Annotated in this window: 12 protein-coding genes; 6 read left to right on the plus strand and 6 right to left on the minus strand. The window is 43.7% G+C overall.

Features of this window, described 5'->3' with window-relative positions; translation table 11 throughout:
• The first annotated feature begins 187 nt into the window (after positions 1 to 187).
• Both DDR33_RS05465 and DDR33_RS05470 read left to right on the plus strand, forming a co-directional pair.
• Positions 188 to 988 carry an SDR family NAD(P)-dependent oxidoreductase gene (locus DDR33_RS05465; protein WP_109414751.1) on the plus strand — a complete coding sequence of 267 codons (801 nt, stop codon included), beginning with the start codon at positions 188 to 190 and terminating at the stop codon, positions 986 to 988.
• 3 nt (positions 989 to 991) lie between these two features.
• A complete protein-coding gene (locus DDR33_RS05470; protein ID WP_109414752.1) occupies positions 992 to 1,909 on the plus strand; it encodes a helix-turn-helix domain-containing protein in 918 nt (305 codons plus the stop codon).
• A 17-nt stretch (positions 1,910 to 1,926) separates the two neighbouring features.
• Here DDR33_RS05470 and DDR33_RS05475 read toward each other — a convergent pair whose 3' ends face one another.
• The 4 genes from DDR33_RS05475 to DDR33_RS05490 form a co-directional block, all read right to left on the minus strand.
• Positions 1,927 to 2,850: an SDR family oxidoreductase gene (locus DDR33_RS05475; protein ID WP_238387680.1), complete on the minus strand. Its 924-nt coding sequence runs from the start codon at positions 2,848 to 2,850 to the stop codon at positions 1,927 to 1,929.
• Positions 2,851 to 2,866: 16 nt separating this feature from the next.
• Positions 2,867 to 3,436, minus strand: a complete 570-nt coding sequence (locus DDR33_RS05480; protein WP_109414753.1) for a Crp/Fnr family transcriptional regulator — start codon at positions 3,434 to 3,436, stop codon at positions 2,867 to 2,869.
• A 279-nt stretch (positions 3,437 to 3,715) separates the two neighbouring features.
• Complete coding sequence (locus DDR33_RS05485) at positions 3,716 to 5,110, minus strand: MFS transporter (protein WP_109414754.1); 1,395 nt, start codon at positions 5,108 to 5,110, stop codon at positions 3,716 to 3,718.
• A 195-nt stretch (positions 5,111 to 5,305) separates the two neighbouring features.
• Positions 5,306 to 6,169 (minus strand): helix-turn-helix domain-containing protein, encoded by an 864-nt coding sequence (locus DDR33_RS05490; RefSeq protein ID WP_109414755.1) that lies wholly within the window; start codon positions 6,167 to 6,169, stop codon positions 5,306 to 5,308.
• Positions 6,170 to 6,661: 492 nt separating this feature from the next.
• Here DDR33_RS05490 and DDR33_RS05495 point away from each other — a divergent pair, with 492 nt between their 5' ends.
• From DDR33_RS05495 to arsB, 4 genes are read left to right on the plus strand one after another with little or no spacing between them, the layout of a single operon-like run.
• A complete protein-coding gene (locus DDR33_RS05495) occupies positions 6,662 to 6,994 on the plus strand; it encodes an ArsR/SmtB family transcription factor (protein WP_109414756.1) in 333 nt (110 codons plus the stop codon).
• A gap of 57 nt (positions 6,995 to 7,051) precedes the next feature.
• The gene (locus tag DDR33_RS05500) at positions 7,052 to 7,897 is read left to right on the plus strand and encodes an arsenite methyltransferase (protein ID WP_109414757.1); all 846 of its coding nucleotides are present in this window, start codon (positions 7,052 to 7,054) and stop codon (positions 7,895 to 7,897) included.
• Between the two features lie 18 nt (positions 7,898 to 7,915).
• Positions 7,916 to 8,332 (plus strand): arsenate reductase ArsC, encoded by a 417-nt coding sequence (locus tag DDR33_RS05505; RefSeq protein ID WP_109414758.1) that lies wholly within the window; start codon positions 7,916 to 7,918, stop codon positions 8,330 to 8,332.
• 1 nt (position 8,333) lies between these two features.
• Positions 8,334 to 9,407 (plus strand): ACR3 family arsenite efflux transporter, encoded by a 1,074-nt coding sequence (arsB, locus tag DDR33_RS05510; protein ID WP_109414759.1) that lies wholly within the window; start codon positions 8,334 to 8,336, stop codon positions 9,405 to 9,407.
• Positions 9,408 to 9,888: 481 nt separating this feature from the next.
• Here the strand turns inward: arsB and DDR33_RS05520 are convergent, their stop codons facing one another.
• Complete coding sequence (locus DDR33_RS05520; RefSeq protein WP_109414761.1) at positions 9,889 to 10,443, minus strand: tetratricopeptide repeat protein; 555 nt, start codon at positions 10,441 to 10,443, stop codon at positions 9,889 to 9,891.
• Positions 10,444 to 13,497: DUF6443 domain-containing protein (locus DDR33_RS05525; RefSeq protein ID WP_158280640.1), on the minus strand; the 3,054-nt coding region annotated here is incomplete at its 5' end.

Raw genomic sequence — 13,497 nt, forward strand, 5'->3', positions numbered from 1 at the left:
ACAATAAATAGAACACCACATCTGTTACCTGACAGAAGAACTGTCATTACCGAAAAAGAACGGCACTAACTTTAGCTGTTAGTGCCGTTTCTTTTGGCCGGTTACAGTCATTTGGTTACAAGTTCAGGCGTTATAGTTACAAAACATATGCCCCCTGCTAAGATCTTTGTCCTTTAAATTATAAGAGATGAAAACAACTTTGATTACCGGTGCATCAGGGGGCATTGGAGAAGCAATTGCAAAACGCCTGGCCGAAAAGAAAGAGAACCTGACACTGGTCGCCAGAAATGAAACTAAACTGAAGCTTTTGAGTCAGGAATTATCGCAAAAGTACAATGTGAATGTTGACTTCATTGCAGCAGATCTCTTCGACCCGCAAGCCCCCGAAGCCATATACCAGGAATGCAGACACCGCGAACTTGAAGTAAGCAGTCTGATCAATAATGCAGGTATGGGGTCAGGTGGTGAATTTGCCGGGGCAGATCTAAAGAACCTTGAGAATATGTTGCAACTGAACAATGGAGCACTTGTAAGCCTCACCCACTTATTCATGCAGGATATGCTAAAACAGAAAGCAGGGACGATCGTCAACATGGGCTCACTGATCTCATTTGCGCCTGTACCGTACATGGCGCTTTATGGAGCAAGTAAAGCGTTTGTCCGCTTTTTATCCCAGGCTTTATACGAAGAATGCAAACCTTATGGCGTGCATGTCATGTTTTTTGCACCAGGCCTTACTTCCACTAACTTTATGGAAGCGGCAGCGTTAAAAAATGAAACGGGTGATGCATTGATCGCCGGAGCACCTACCCAAACGGCAGACCAGGTGGCTGAGGAGTTCATCAATGCTTATTATGAGAGAAAACGGGCTGCGGTATCAGGGCGGATGAACCGTTTCGCAGTGAAATTGCTCACCCTGGTACCCAATTCGGTGATCGCGGCAAGCTCTGCCAGGACTTTTAAAAAACGTACGAACCAAAAAGGTTAACTTATGAAGAATAACAGCAGACCGCATTTACATATTGATTCATTAACTGAATTACATAAGCAGTTAGGTTTTGCCCCACCGAAACACCCGCTGTTTACCGTTCTCCAGTTTAAGAATTTTCCGGTAATTGAATTTGAAGACGGTGTAAAGCTCAGTGCAGATTTTTACCAGATCACCTTCAAGAAGGGTTGTTGCAATAAGATAATCTACGGCCAGTCCGGGTTCGATTTTGATGAAGGCGTATTATCCTTTTTCGCACCAAAACAAACTTTTATCAAGGATGGTGAAGTTATCCCGCCCGGCGGATTTTTGATCATGATCCATCCTGATTATATCAAAGGGACATCGCTGCAGACCAGGATCAGGTCGTATAGTTTTTTCGACTATGCAGTAACCGAATCTTTGATCCTGTCTGAGGAGGAAGAAGCATTCATTGAACATCTTTTCTTGCAGATCGAAAAGGAGTCCTTAAGGCCTATAGACAAGCATAGCCAGGATGTGATCATTTCCAGTCTTGAACTGCTGCTGACCTACGCTGACCGCTTTTATACGCGGCAGTTCCTAACGCGCAAACCAAAATACACTACCCTTCTGGCCAAATTTGAAAAGTACCTTGACGACCTTATACACACCGGTGCCATTCCGGAACATGGCGTGCCGAATGTAGCAGCAATAGCAGCCAAATTCAACCTTACGCCTAAATATTTCAGCGATCTGATCAGACAGCATACCGGGCGTTCCGCGCAACAGCATATTCACGACAAGCTGATAGAAGCCGCAAAAGAAAAATTATCCGGCACAGCATTATCCGTCAGCGAAATTGCCTTTCTGCTCGGCTTTGAACACTCGCAGTCGTTCAGCAGGCTTTTTAAATTAAAAACCAGCTTTACGCCATCAGAATATCGCGGTACGTTGAACTGATCAGATAGCAGACAGAATTACAATAATTCACCCATTCCAAACACCGTCAAACCTTTGGCAAATTGTTCGTCTATAGCCTTGTTCGCGGCTTCAATGTATTCACCGGTTATCGGGTCAACCACGGTTCGTAATGGCCGGGTGCCTTTCGGGGCACCGATAAGTTTTACGATGGCATCGGCAACGTCCTGCGGATTAGGATTTTTGGCCTGCATCTCTCCGCCCAATGCGGCTACCATTTTGTTGGGTATACCGGCAATGGCGCTGTATCCCTCAAATACTCCCTGATCTGATGCGGGATTGTTCTTTTGTTGCATTTCGGTAGGGAAAGCGCCCGGCTCCACAATGGCTACATCAATACCTAAACGCTTTACCTCATAATGCAGGCCCTCGCTTATTCCCTCCAGCGCAAATTTGGAGGCCGCATAAATGGTAGCGAAAGGGAATGATACCCGCCCAAAGCCGCTGGTCACATTAATGATCAGACCGTCGGCTTGTTTTCGCATGGCAGGCAGCACCTGTTTAATCATTCGCCAAGGGGCGTAAACGTTGATGTCAAAAGTAGTGTGCACATCGGCAGTGGTAAAGCTCTCAGCCACACCGGTCATGGCATAACCGGCGTTGTTCACCAGCACATCAATAGTACCTTCTTTGGCTAAAATGGTGTCAACGGCCTGTTTAACGCTCTCGTCGTCGGTCAGGGTGACGTCCAAAACGGTCACGTTCTCAACTGTCGAAAGGGCCTGGGCTTTATCGGCATTACGGCCTCGCGTATCGCGCATGGTGGCGTATACCTGGTGTCCTAAGGCTGCTACACTGTGGGCCGTAAGCCAGCCAAAACCACTGTTTGTTCCGGTTATCAATACGATCTTTTTGCTCATCTTATTATATTGTTTAATTGAATAAGCAAATGTTGAAAATGGCAACAGGAAAACATTTACCATTTGGTAAAAAGTACACTTAACGGATATTACGGCGGATACGGCTGAGAGATTGCTGAGTGATGCCCAGGTACGAAGCCACGTACGAAAGCGGAATGCGGTTGATAAGGTTCGGGAAGCTTTCGATAAATGAAAGATAACGCGTGGTGGCATTTTCAGAAACCAGCGGACTGCGCCGCTCCATGGCCAGCGTAAGGCATTTTTTTACCATATTGGCCTTCATCATCTCCCAGCCGACAATAGTGTTGGAGATATCGTCCCAGGACTTTTTGCTAAAAACAAGCACCTTACAGTCAGTAACAGCCTGTACATATTCGGAGGCTACTATCTGCGATTCGAATTTTTGATTATCGACTACAAAATTGCCTTCGTCCACAAAATAATTGGTGATCTCCTCTCCCCTGTTGTTATAATAACAAAAACGGAACACGCCTTCCAATACGAACGCCACATACCTGGGCACCTTCCCCGCTTCCGACAAGTAGTCGTCTTTCTTTAATTCGAGCGTTTCGACCTTGCTCAGCAAAAACTCGATCTGCTGTTTATTCAGGTCTCCAAATTGCAGGATAAGATCTATTAGTGCTTCCATCTCTTAAAGATACTACACGGTGCGGAGCTTCTGTTTACCATATGGTAAAAAATGAGGTGAGGCGGATAAATGTGATCAAAGCCACCTCCATGGTCCAAGCCTGGCAATGTCCTCATTTGTAATATCTATATATCTTTCAAACTGTTCTCGCAGAATTTTACTCATCCCTATATTCAACTTAGGTCCTTCCTAACCTTATCAATGCTGTCAATAAAGTCTTGTGCGGCTTCAACAAAGTTACGAAATAAAGAATGTTGAGTATTTTGTTTGATTTTGAAATCATTTCTGTTCACTTTTTATATTTAACCTATGTTCATGGACAAGGGTTTTGATCAGAAGCAGCATCAGAAGGAAAGAAGCGAAAAGAAAGGTGATCTTCAGTCCAAATAACATTTTTCCGGATTGGGTTACTGCTTCAGGGGAATGTTTTGCTGCCATCATAAATAGCGCACTCATTAGCGAAGCCCCGGTAATAAGCCCTATATTGCGGGATAAATTCAGAACGCCTGAAACAGCACCCAATTGCTTTTCACCTGCCGCCGACATTACAGAAGTATTGTTGGCTGACTGGAACAACTGATACCCTGGTGTTAGCAGCACAATGCCGCCAGCGTAACCTATCCATCCAAAAATACCCGGCAGCATGGCTAAGCATAGCGCCCCGGTAAGCAGCAAAACCAAACTTATTTTCATCGTTAGCTCATCACCAATTTTATCTACAATCTTCCCTGAGGGAACGCCGGTAAGGATAGAAATAACCGGCCCTATGGACATTATTCCGCCCACCACGCTACTACTGAATCCTAAGCCCGATGCAAGGAAAAAGGGCCCGACAATCAGTGTAGTCATCATCAGGCAGGAAACAACTAAATTCCTCCGCAATGAACCCATCAGGAGTTTATTTTTACTTATACCTGCATCTATCAGAGGATGTGTCCTCTGCTTCTGAACGAAAAAAAATAGCATTCCCAAAAGAAGTGATACCAAAAGCAACAGAAGCGTCTGGATACTGAAACGTTCTTTATTGATGGTCATCGCCAGCGCATAACTTCCCACGGAAAGCGAGAGCAGTAGTATATCTGCAAAATGAATCCTTTGTTCCGGTTTGCATATAGGTTTCTCTTTCTTTATAAAGCGTATTGCCAGAAAAAAAGCCGCTATTCCCAGAATCGTAAGCACAACAAAAATAGAAGGCCATCTGAAACGGGATAATAACAATCCCCCCGCCGAAGGCCCCAGCGCTGTTCCAAGGGCAGACATTGTACCCAGGAGCCCCATTGCGGTTCCTGTTTTCTCCTTTGTTATATTTCTTTTAACCATTGCCATACTTACAGCCGACAATACAGCAGCGCCTGTTCCCTGCAATGCCCTCATCACAATCAGTAACCCAATGCTGGAAACAAACGCCGCCACCAGTGAAGAAAACGTAAATGCGATTATTCCGGCAAGCAATGTATTTTGATAACCATATTGGTCTGCCAGCTTGCCGGCAATGGCAACAAATGCAGTAATGGTGAGCAGGTAAGCAATAACTACCCATTGAACAGACTGGAAACTTGCAGAAAAAGTAATGGTTAAAGATGGAAGTGCAATATTGACAATACTGGTTCCTAATGAAGCTAATAATACACAAAGTGAGATTGCCGCCAACAATCCTCTGTCATTGTATTTCATATACCGTACTTTTTAAGGTAGTTGCACTTCTTTTGCTGTTACCCAGGCGCTGCAACCACTTCTGTCCATAAAACACAACAGGCACGCCGTCAGCAGTATTTTGAATGTTGTTTTCATCCATTTTGCATATCATGGTTGCAAAGGTATTATTGGGCACAATCCCGGTAATAGGACAAAAATAAAGTTGTGTGGGACTTATTTAAAGTTGTTCCTGAACGCCTCAGGAGAATAGCCGGTGTGCTTCTTAAAGAAACGGATAAAATAGGAGATGTCTTCATAACCGAGGTGCAGAGAGATTTGACTTACCTGATTGGTTGTGCCCAAAAGATAGCGTTTTGCTTCGAGCAGGATATATTCGGTAATGAGCTCTGAACCCGATTTACCTAAAGCTCTTTTTGAAAGGGTATTTAACTGGTAGGTAGTTAAGTTCATCCTCTCTGCATACCAAAAAATCTGCTTATGGTCTGAAACATGATCAGCTATCAACGCTTTAAATTCTTCTAAACGCTCTGATTGATAAGACTTTCTTCCGTCAGTTACATCTGTCAAAGAATGAACCTGCCTTAATAATTCCACAAAAAGCAACTGAACATTTATTTGTATGGCATATTCATACCTGTATTTTTTCTCAGATATCTCCCGTAATATGGCAGTCATTAAAGATGATATTCTTTCAAAAGCTTCGGGTTCAGTCTGATAGTAGCTTCTCTGGCAGATCTTCTTTAGTGTTTGTTTTGTTGTAATATCATAACTTAAACAAAATTCATCCGTAAACTGTAAAAGATAACCCTTGCAATTTGAGTTTAGTGTCAGCTTGTGTACTTGTCCCGGACGCATCAGGTAAATACTCCGGGCAACGAATGGATAAGATATAAAATCAATAGTATGTTCCCCGGTACCATTTTCTATAATGAGCAGGAAGTAGAAACCGTGCCTGTGCAGATCCTGTACCATATCCCTGCCAGACAATAGTTCACATAAATCCCAAATGATAAATTCCCCGGATGTGTCGGGTTCTTTTATACTGGAATGAATATTTCTTACAGGTATTAGTTTCATTATAGTGGATACTCGTTACATCGACTACAAATTTAATTAATATAGTTGTCCGCCGCTTTATCCAATTCTTAGCTTACTATTTTAATGTAAGCCTCTCTATTACCGATACCTGCCTCCGGTTCTGAGAGAATCATTTAACCAGGCATTAACTTAAAAGTGAGGATATATAGATGCCTTGAGCTTCTTTTCTTTATAATAGCCGCTACCTATATATGATTTTGTTTTACTTGGAACTTTGTATTAATTACTTTTAACTGGTTTATATTGCTTTTGGAGCTCACCGTAGGTTACTGAAAATATTAAGTCCCCCATACCAGTCCAATATCTAAACCAGTATTAATCACAACGCCCGTTTCCCGTAGAAACATTCAGAACCGCGGGAAGCTGGAAGAGCGCCTGATCCTTAGTCAGATAATTTCAGGAAAATCTTTTTTTCACCTTTGTTTTGAGTTTATATTTAATCATCGTAATATTGCGATATATTATTAAACAATGGGTGCTACTAAGACAGATTTATTTACCAAAGAGCAAAACGAGATGGCGGCTATGGCTAAAGCTTTGGCACATCCCGCCCGTATTGCTATTCTGCAATACCTGATAAAAAAGAATGTCTGCATTACCAGCACTTTTGTGGAAGAACTTGGGCTGGCGCAGGCAACCGTGTCTCAGCATCTAAAGGAACTGAAACTGGCCGGTATCATTCAGGGAAGCATTGAGGGAGCCAGTGTATGCTACTGCATCAATCCTAAAGTATGGAAGCAGTATAAGGCTTTGTTCAATAGCTTCTTTAAAGATGTGAATCCGGCAGAGCAGGAGTGCTGCTGATATTTTTTTGCTTTCAATTATCGCAATATTGCAATAATACAATTAATAAAGAAAGTTATGAGTACCGAAAATGAACTGAAAGAACTGGTAAAGCAGAAATACAGCGAGATTGCTTTACAAGCTAAGGAAGATAACCAGGCATCATGTTGTGGTTCTTCCTGTTGCTCCACGGAAGTGTATAACATCATGAGTGATGATTATACGCAACTGGAAGGCTATAATGCTGATGCCGATCTGGGCTTAGGTTGCGGCCTGCCAACTGCTTTTGCAGGCATAAAAAAAGGGGATGTAGTGATTGACCTGGGTAGCGGTGCAGGTAATGATGCTTTTATTGCCCGCGCGGAAACCGGCAAAACCGGTAAGGTGATCGGCATTGACTTTACTCCTGCCATGATCGATAAGGCACGTCAAAATGCGGAAAAGCTGGCTTTTCATAATGTCGAGTTCCGTCAGGGAGATATTGAAGCGATGCCGGTCACGGCGAATGCCGCTGATGTGATCGTAAGTAATTGTGTGCTGAACTTAGTGCCGAATAAAGCCGGAGTGTTTAAAGAGATCTTCCGTGTATTGAAACCGGGGGGGCATTTCAGTATTTCTGATATTGTTCTGGAGGGTGAATTGCCTGTAGGTATCCAGAGTGCCGCTGAAATGTATGCGGGTTGTGTTTCCGGTGCCATTCAGAAACAGGATTATATGGGTTTAATCGATGCTGCCGGTTTTACAGGCATATTGATACAGAAGCAGAAGGCGATTATTATACCGGATGATATATTGAGCAGTTACCTTTCTCTGGAGCAAATGGCAGCTTTCAAAACATCACGAACCGGCATCTATAGCATTACTGTATATGCTGAGAAGCCGGCGGATGCAGAGGCTTGCTGCGCTCCGGGCTGTTGCAGTTAAACTTATTCAAACAACAATATGAAGAAAATCTTAGTACTCTGTACCGGCAATAGCTGCCGTAGCCAATTAGCAGAAGGTTATCTGCGCCATTTTGCAGGAGGTAGAGCGGAGGTGTATAGCGCGGGTGTAGAAACGCACGGCGTGAACCCTCGCGCCATTGCTACTATGCAGGAGGATGGTATCGATATATCAGGCCATACTTCCAGCAACATGGATCAATACAAGGATATTGATTTCGATTATGTGATCACCGTTTGCGATAATGCTAAAGAGCGTTGCCCCTTTTTTCCATCAAAGGCACAGAAGTTTCACCACAACTTTCCTGACCCGGCAAAAGCTGCAGGTACTGAAGCAGAGATTGTGGAACAGTTCAGGGCGGTGCGTGAGCAGATCAAGGCGTATAGCCGGGACTTCATAAAACAGAATATAGCCTAACATGAGTGCCAACAATTGCAGCCCTGCGGCAGAAAGGAAGCGGCTTGGCTTTCTGGACAGGTATTTAACACTATGGATCTTCCTGGCTATGGTAATCGGTGTCGCTTTGGGATATTTCATGCCTTCTTCTGCCGTATGGATCAATAGTTATAGCAGTGGTACTACCAATATACCGCTGGCTGTGGGACTGATCCTGATGATGTACCCGCCATTGGCAAAGGTGAAATATGAGCATATTGGCAAGGTGTTCCAGAATTTTAGAGTACTGGTGACCTCGCTGCTACTCAATTGGATCATCGGGCCGGTTTTAATGTTTGTACTGGCGCTGTTTTTTCTGAAAGGCTATCCTGAGTATATGACTGGCCTAATCCTGATCGGGCTGGCACGTTGCATCGCTATGGTGGTGGTATGGAATGAACTAGCAGAAGGAAACAGGGAATATGCAGCTGGTCTGATTGCTTTAAACAGCATTTTCCAGGTGTTGCTGTACAGTGTGTATGCCTATATGTTCATTACGGTCTTACCGCCGCTTTTTGGCGTGACTGGCCTGGATGTGAATATTACCATTGGGGAGATAGCAAAGAGTGTGGGTATTTACCTGGGTATTCCTTTTGCTGCCGGTGTAATTAGTAGATATGCACTGATCGCCCTAAAAAGTGAAAGCTGGTATCAGGATCGTTTCATCCCGCTTATTTCTCCTATTACATTGATTGCTTTGCTGTTTACCATCGTGGTCATGTTCAGCCTCAAAGGTGAACTGATTATACAGTTGCCGGCGGATGTACTGCGGATTGCTGTACCATTGGTGAGCTACTTTGCACTGATGTTTGTAGTGAGCTTTTTGGCTGGTAAGAAAGCGGGCGCTGACTATTCGCAAAGTGCATCAATAGCTTTTACGGCTGCCGGAAATAACTTCGAACTGGCGATTGCTGTGGCTATCGGGGTTTTCGGGATCAACAGTGGTCAGGCTTTCGTAGGCGTGATTGGCCCATTGGTGGAAGTACCTGCATTGATTGCGTTGGTGAATCTCGCCTTCTGGTTCAAAAGGAAATACTACAGTAATACAGCTGCATAAAATCAAAAATTCCAATTTATTCGGGTCAATCTGTTCATAAATGAAAGGTATGTGGTTAAAACTCTATTTCCATACCTGATTCACTGATCCTTTTGTATTGCTTTTGGAGGTTACTGGGAGGTTACCGAAAAAAAAGGCACTTACTTTGATTTGTAAGTGCCTGATTTTCAAGTGGAGAATATCGGAGTCGAACCGATGACCTCTTGCATGCCATCCAGTCTGAAACAGATTTAAAACAACATTAAACAAAACGCAAAATACTAATTATCAATACTTTTAAAACTTTATACTTTCAAAATTATGCTCCTTTAAACCGCTTTTAACCATCTTTGGAGGTCATCGAAAGGTCATCGAAAATTCTTGAAAAACCTGCTAACACACGAGAGCTTGATTTTGATCTAAGGTAATATACCCAATCATCAATTAAAATCAAAGCCCCAATGCGTTAGCTTCGACTAAAAAATAATGAATACAAAGAAGATCACAAACTTTCTTCTATTTTCCTTATCTTTTTTATGATCTCTCTTTTGGAAAAATTGCTGAATATTCCTCTTTGTCTGTTTGCCAGATGTTCACGTAATAGATCCAGGGCTTTTCCACGTTCATTGATCGACGCATTCACTAAAGCAAGTCTTGCACGAGAGTCGTTCACAATCGATTTTGCCCATCTCATGCCTTCACTGTATTCTCCGTAAGCAATATTATTTATATCTTCCCTGATTATCCTCTGTAATTGGTCTATAGCGTCTTTTTCCCGGCCTGGAATAACACTCAAAACAACGGCATAATTGTCAAGAACTAAATAATCTTGTGGGTTGTCCTGTAATGCTTGTTCAGAAAGTAGTAGCGCTTTCTGGTAGTCTCTTAACTCGTAGTAGACACTTGAAAGCATTGTTTTCAGCCAGTATTCATCGGGATACTTTTTAAGTTCTTTTTCTAGAGCAGCCCTTGCTAGCTCCCATTCATCATCTTGAAAATAGCTGTTTATTTTTTCAGAAAATTTCAATTTATAATTGTCATTCATTGTCTCTTCCATTTACTTCTTCTTATTAGGATTATCTTCTTTCTGAAATTTCTTGTTCTTCTCCCCACGTTTTGAATTCCTTGACGATCCGTATTGCTGACCAGATCTTGTTTTTGTGTGCTTATTCCAATTAGATTTTCTCTTATTCTTTGTGTGTTCACTTGCAAAGTTAACTTGTGTCTTCTTCTTTTCCTCTTCATCCTTATTAGTATTATTCGGAATATAAGGAGGTGGTGGCATAAATGGAGTCTTGAAACCATCAGGAAAATCAGAATATCTCCTTTCCTGATGTACGTTGGATGGAACAAATACCAACCCTGCTGTCAAAACTGCAGCACCTGCGGCCGAGCCGACAGCTGCTAGGACAGCAGTTATTTTACGGCCTATTATCGTGACCTGCTCAAGAATTACGCTCGCATCTACCAAGCCCGGCTTGGGAATCACCAATATTGGGGCGACAGAAGGAGGCTTTGGAGTGGGGAAGAGTACCGGAATTTTACCAATACTATCAGCCATCATTCCATCGGGATCGACCATGAGGATGGGATTGTTCAAAACGTAATTATAACCGGAGATGCTTTCATACTCATCTGTTAACGGATCAATGGTTGTAAACCTTCCTATTACCGGATCATAAAACCTGGCCCCATAATCATATTGATCTGTTAAGACATCCTGCTGTTCTTTTCCATTATATAAATACTTACTTTTTTCTCCTGAAACGAAGAGCGAAGCGTTTAGACCAAATGAATAATATTCCTCTTCCTGGATAACATTCCCTGTTGCGTCTGTAACAACTCTCGTATTACCAAGGTGGTCAGGTATATTATATTCGTATCTATAGCTGCCGTCAGTATTTCTGACGGCCTTTCCTTCTTCTGTATGGACAAAATCGATTGATCCGTTTGTATATTGAATGCCTAAAATGTAATCTTTAGTTGTGTTTCCCTGAACAGATCGAAGTTTGTCTCCCGTGGCATCATACGTGTAAACTGCACTGACAGCCCCAGTAACTTGCATCGGTAAGTTTAAATAGTTATAAGAAGTCGTAAGATTTCTTATCCCGTCGACAGTTGTATTGCCATTGGCGTCATACTGAAAACTTCCATTCTTAAACCCACTGACACTGCTTACCCGATTTGCATCGTTGGTATAAACAAGCGATCCGTAGTTCCCCCTTGCCAGGTTCTGAATGTTACCCATCTTGTCATAAGAAAGGGTCTCTCCAAGTTTGTTACCCGTATGACTGGAGACAGCATTTGTCAGCCTGTTCAAGGCATCATAGCTGTAAGTAAACCATCGGTTACCACTATGGCTACCTGTATATTCCTGTTCGGAAATGTTCCCATTATACTGCGGTGACGCTCCTTTTGTTGGGTTATTGTAACGCAGTTTGAGATCAAATTTGGGGGTGACGGATGATGTTGTCCAGCCCCTTTCATTATAGTTATAAGTTATGGTCTGAGCCGCATTATGAAGCTTCTTTTGCCAGAGTTGCCCAACTTCGTTATAAACATTCTCTGATAGTAATACTTCTGCTGCATTGTTGATTCGGTTCCAGGTTTTAACTAACCTATCTAAATGGTCATATTCGTAACGTGTCCTGATGGTAAGTTTACTTCCGGGACTATTGTGATAGTGTGTAATGGTTTCCTGCTCATCAGTGAATGTATAAGTGGTTAGAACACTATCTACTCCACCTCTGTAATTTTCGCTTTTTACCTGCATCACCCTGCCATCATCATCGTAAAACGTCAGACTCCTCAGCATGGTACTTGTACCCAACACCCTTGTCTTTGTCCCAGTCAAAAGGCTGTGAGTTTTCAGGCTTCTTGCAACAGGTAAAGAACCAAAAACATTACTGCCGGAAAAGGTGTACCCATCATAATAATTAATTGTAAATGCAGTAAAGGAACTGGTGGGAAAACTAAGGTTGCTGTACCCCTCATTCACACTTCCTCCTAAATATGTCTCCCAGTTTACTGATTGTGAATTAAGGGTATTTTGAAGACTTGCTCTCGATGCGCTATTCTGATATTCTCCAGTCATCACTTCCCTTTCCAGGCCGTCATATTTGGTAAAGGTCCATTTCCCGCTCAGAGCCTGCTTAGGGTCCTGGACTAACACTAGCTGATCATTCTGATTATACACCAGGCTTTCCCATCCGTCTTTTCCGGGGATGCGCTTTTCGATCAGCCGGTTCCTTCCGTCGTAACGGTACTGGTAGCAGTATTTATTGAGTTTGGTGGCGTCTATGCCTCCGTTGTCGGGTTCTGCTCCGGGTGGCAACACGAAGCTGAGGTTGCCAAAGTCGTCGTAGACATAGTAGGTGGAATAGGGCGTGCTTTCATCTTTCCAGGTGCGTTTGAGCACTACCTGGCCTTGTTTGTCTTTATATTCTTCGCTGGTACCGGTCTTGCCGCTTGTCCAGTTCTCATCTTTATTGATGGTGAGGTAGAGCTGGCTGGCTTCATAGTTACCTGTAGAGTTCAGTGTCCTTTCGTGCTGGTGATCTGCCGTAGTGACGGTTTCTGCCCGGTACAGGCGCACCGCACGGTCTCCGCTGGCGGTATTGGTGCTGTATTCGACCTTGCCGGTATGACCTGAGCCGCTCACGCCACTTGTGCTGAGCTGCCATGCTGCGCCGGGGGCCCCTTGTTCTTCAACCCGGTTCAGGGGCGAAGGCTCAAAGCGGGTCTGGGCAAAGGGGTATGGAATGGGGCTTACTCCAGATCCGGGGGACGTGTAGTAAACGGGCTGGCTGGTAAGGGCTGCCGGTTTGTAAGAGCCGGTGTTGTTGGCATCGGCATACGGGAGGTATTTCTTTGCTTCCCGGCCGAAGGCGTCGTATTCGTTGGGGACGACCAGGTCCTTGTTCTGTGAAGGGGCTCCTTTATACTGTACGGTCTGAAGAGGCCTGCCCAGACCATCGAAGTACTGAATGGTGGACTGGACATCGTTGGCGCTTTTGCTTTTGATGTCTGCTGTTCCGTCAAATGGCTTCCTTGGGGTCATCGTCAGGATATAGTTCTGGTCCTGGCTGGGCTGAGGGCCATTGACCGCCGC

This window comes from Pararcticibacter amylolyticus, assembly GCF_003130405.1.
Taxonomy (GTDB): Bacteria; Bacteroidota; Bacteroidia; order Sphingobacteriales; family Sphingobacteriaceae; genus Arcticibacter; species Arcticibacter amylolyticus.

Bases quoted from the DNA above. Each gene is read 5' to 3' on its own strand.
- DDR33_RS05465 (WP_109414751.1), top strand. From the start codon at position 188: ATGAAAACAACTTTGATTACCGGTGCATCAGGGGGCATTGGAGAAGCA.
- DDR33_RS05470 (WP_109414752.1), top strand. From the start codon at position 992: ATGAAGAATAACAGCAGACCGCATTTACATATTGATTCATTAACTGAA.
- DDR33_RS05475 (WP_238387680.1), bottom strand. From the start codon at position 2,850: ATGGTAAATGTTTTCCTGTTGCCATTTTCAACATTTGCTTATTCAATT.
- DDR33_RS05480 (WP_109414753.1), bottom strand. From the start codon at position 3,436: ATGGAAGCACTAATAGATCTTATCCTGCAATTTGGAGACCTGAATAAA.
- DDR33_RS05485 (WP_109414754.1), bottom strand. From the start codon at position 5,110: ATGAAATACAATGACAGAGGATTGTTGGCGGCAATCTCACTTTGTGTA.
- DDR33_RS05490 (WP_109414755.1), bottom strand. From the start codon at position 6,169: ATGAAACTAATACCTGTAAGAAATATTCATTCCAGTATAAAAGAACCC.
- DDR33_RS05495 (WP_109414756.1), top strand. From the start codon at position 6,662: ATGGGTGCTACTAAGACAGATTTATTTACCAAAGAGCAAAACGAGATG.
- DDR33_RS05500 (WP_109414757.1), top strand. From the start codon at position 7,052: ATGAGTACCGAAAATGAACTGAAAGAACTGGTAAAGCAGAAATACAGC.
- DDR33_RS05505 (WP_109414758.1), top strand. From the start codon at position 7,916: ATGAAGAAAATCTTAGTACTCTGTACCGGCAATAGCTGCCGTAGCCAA.
- arsB (WP_109414759.1), top strand. From the start codon at position 8,334: ATGAGTGCCAACAATTGCAGCCCTGCGGCAGAAAGGAAGCGGCTTGGC.
- DDR33_RS05520 (WP_109414761.1), bottom strand. From the start codon at position 10,443: ATGGAAGAGACAATGAATGACAATTATAAATTGAAATTTTCTGAAAAA.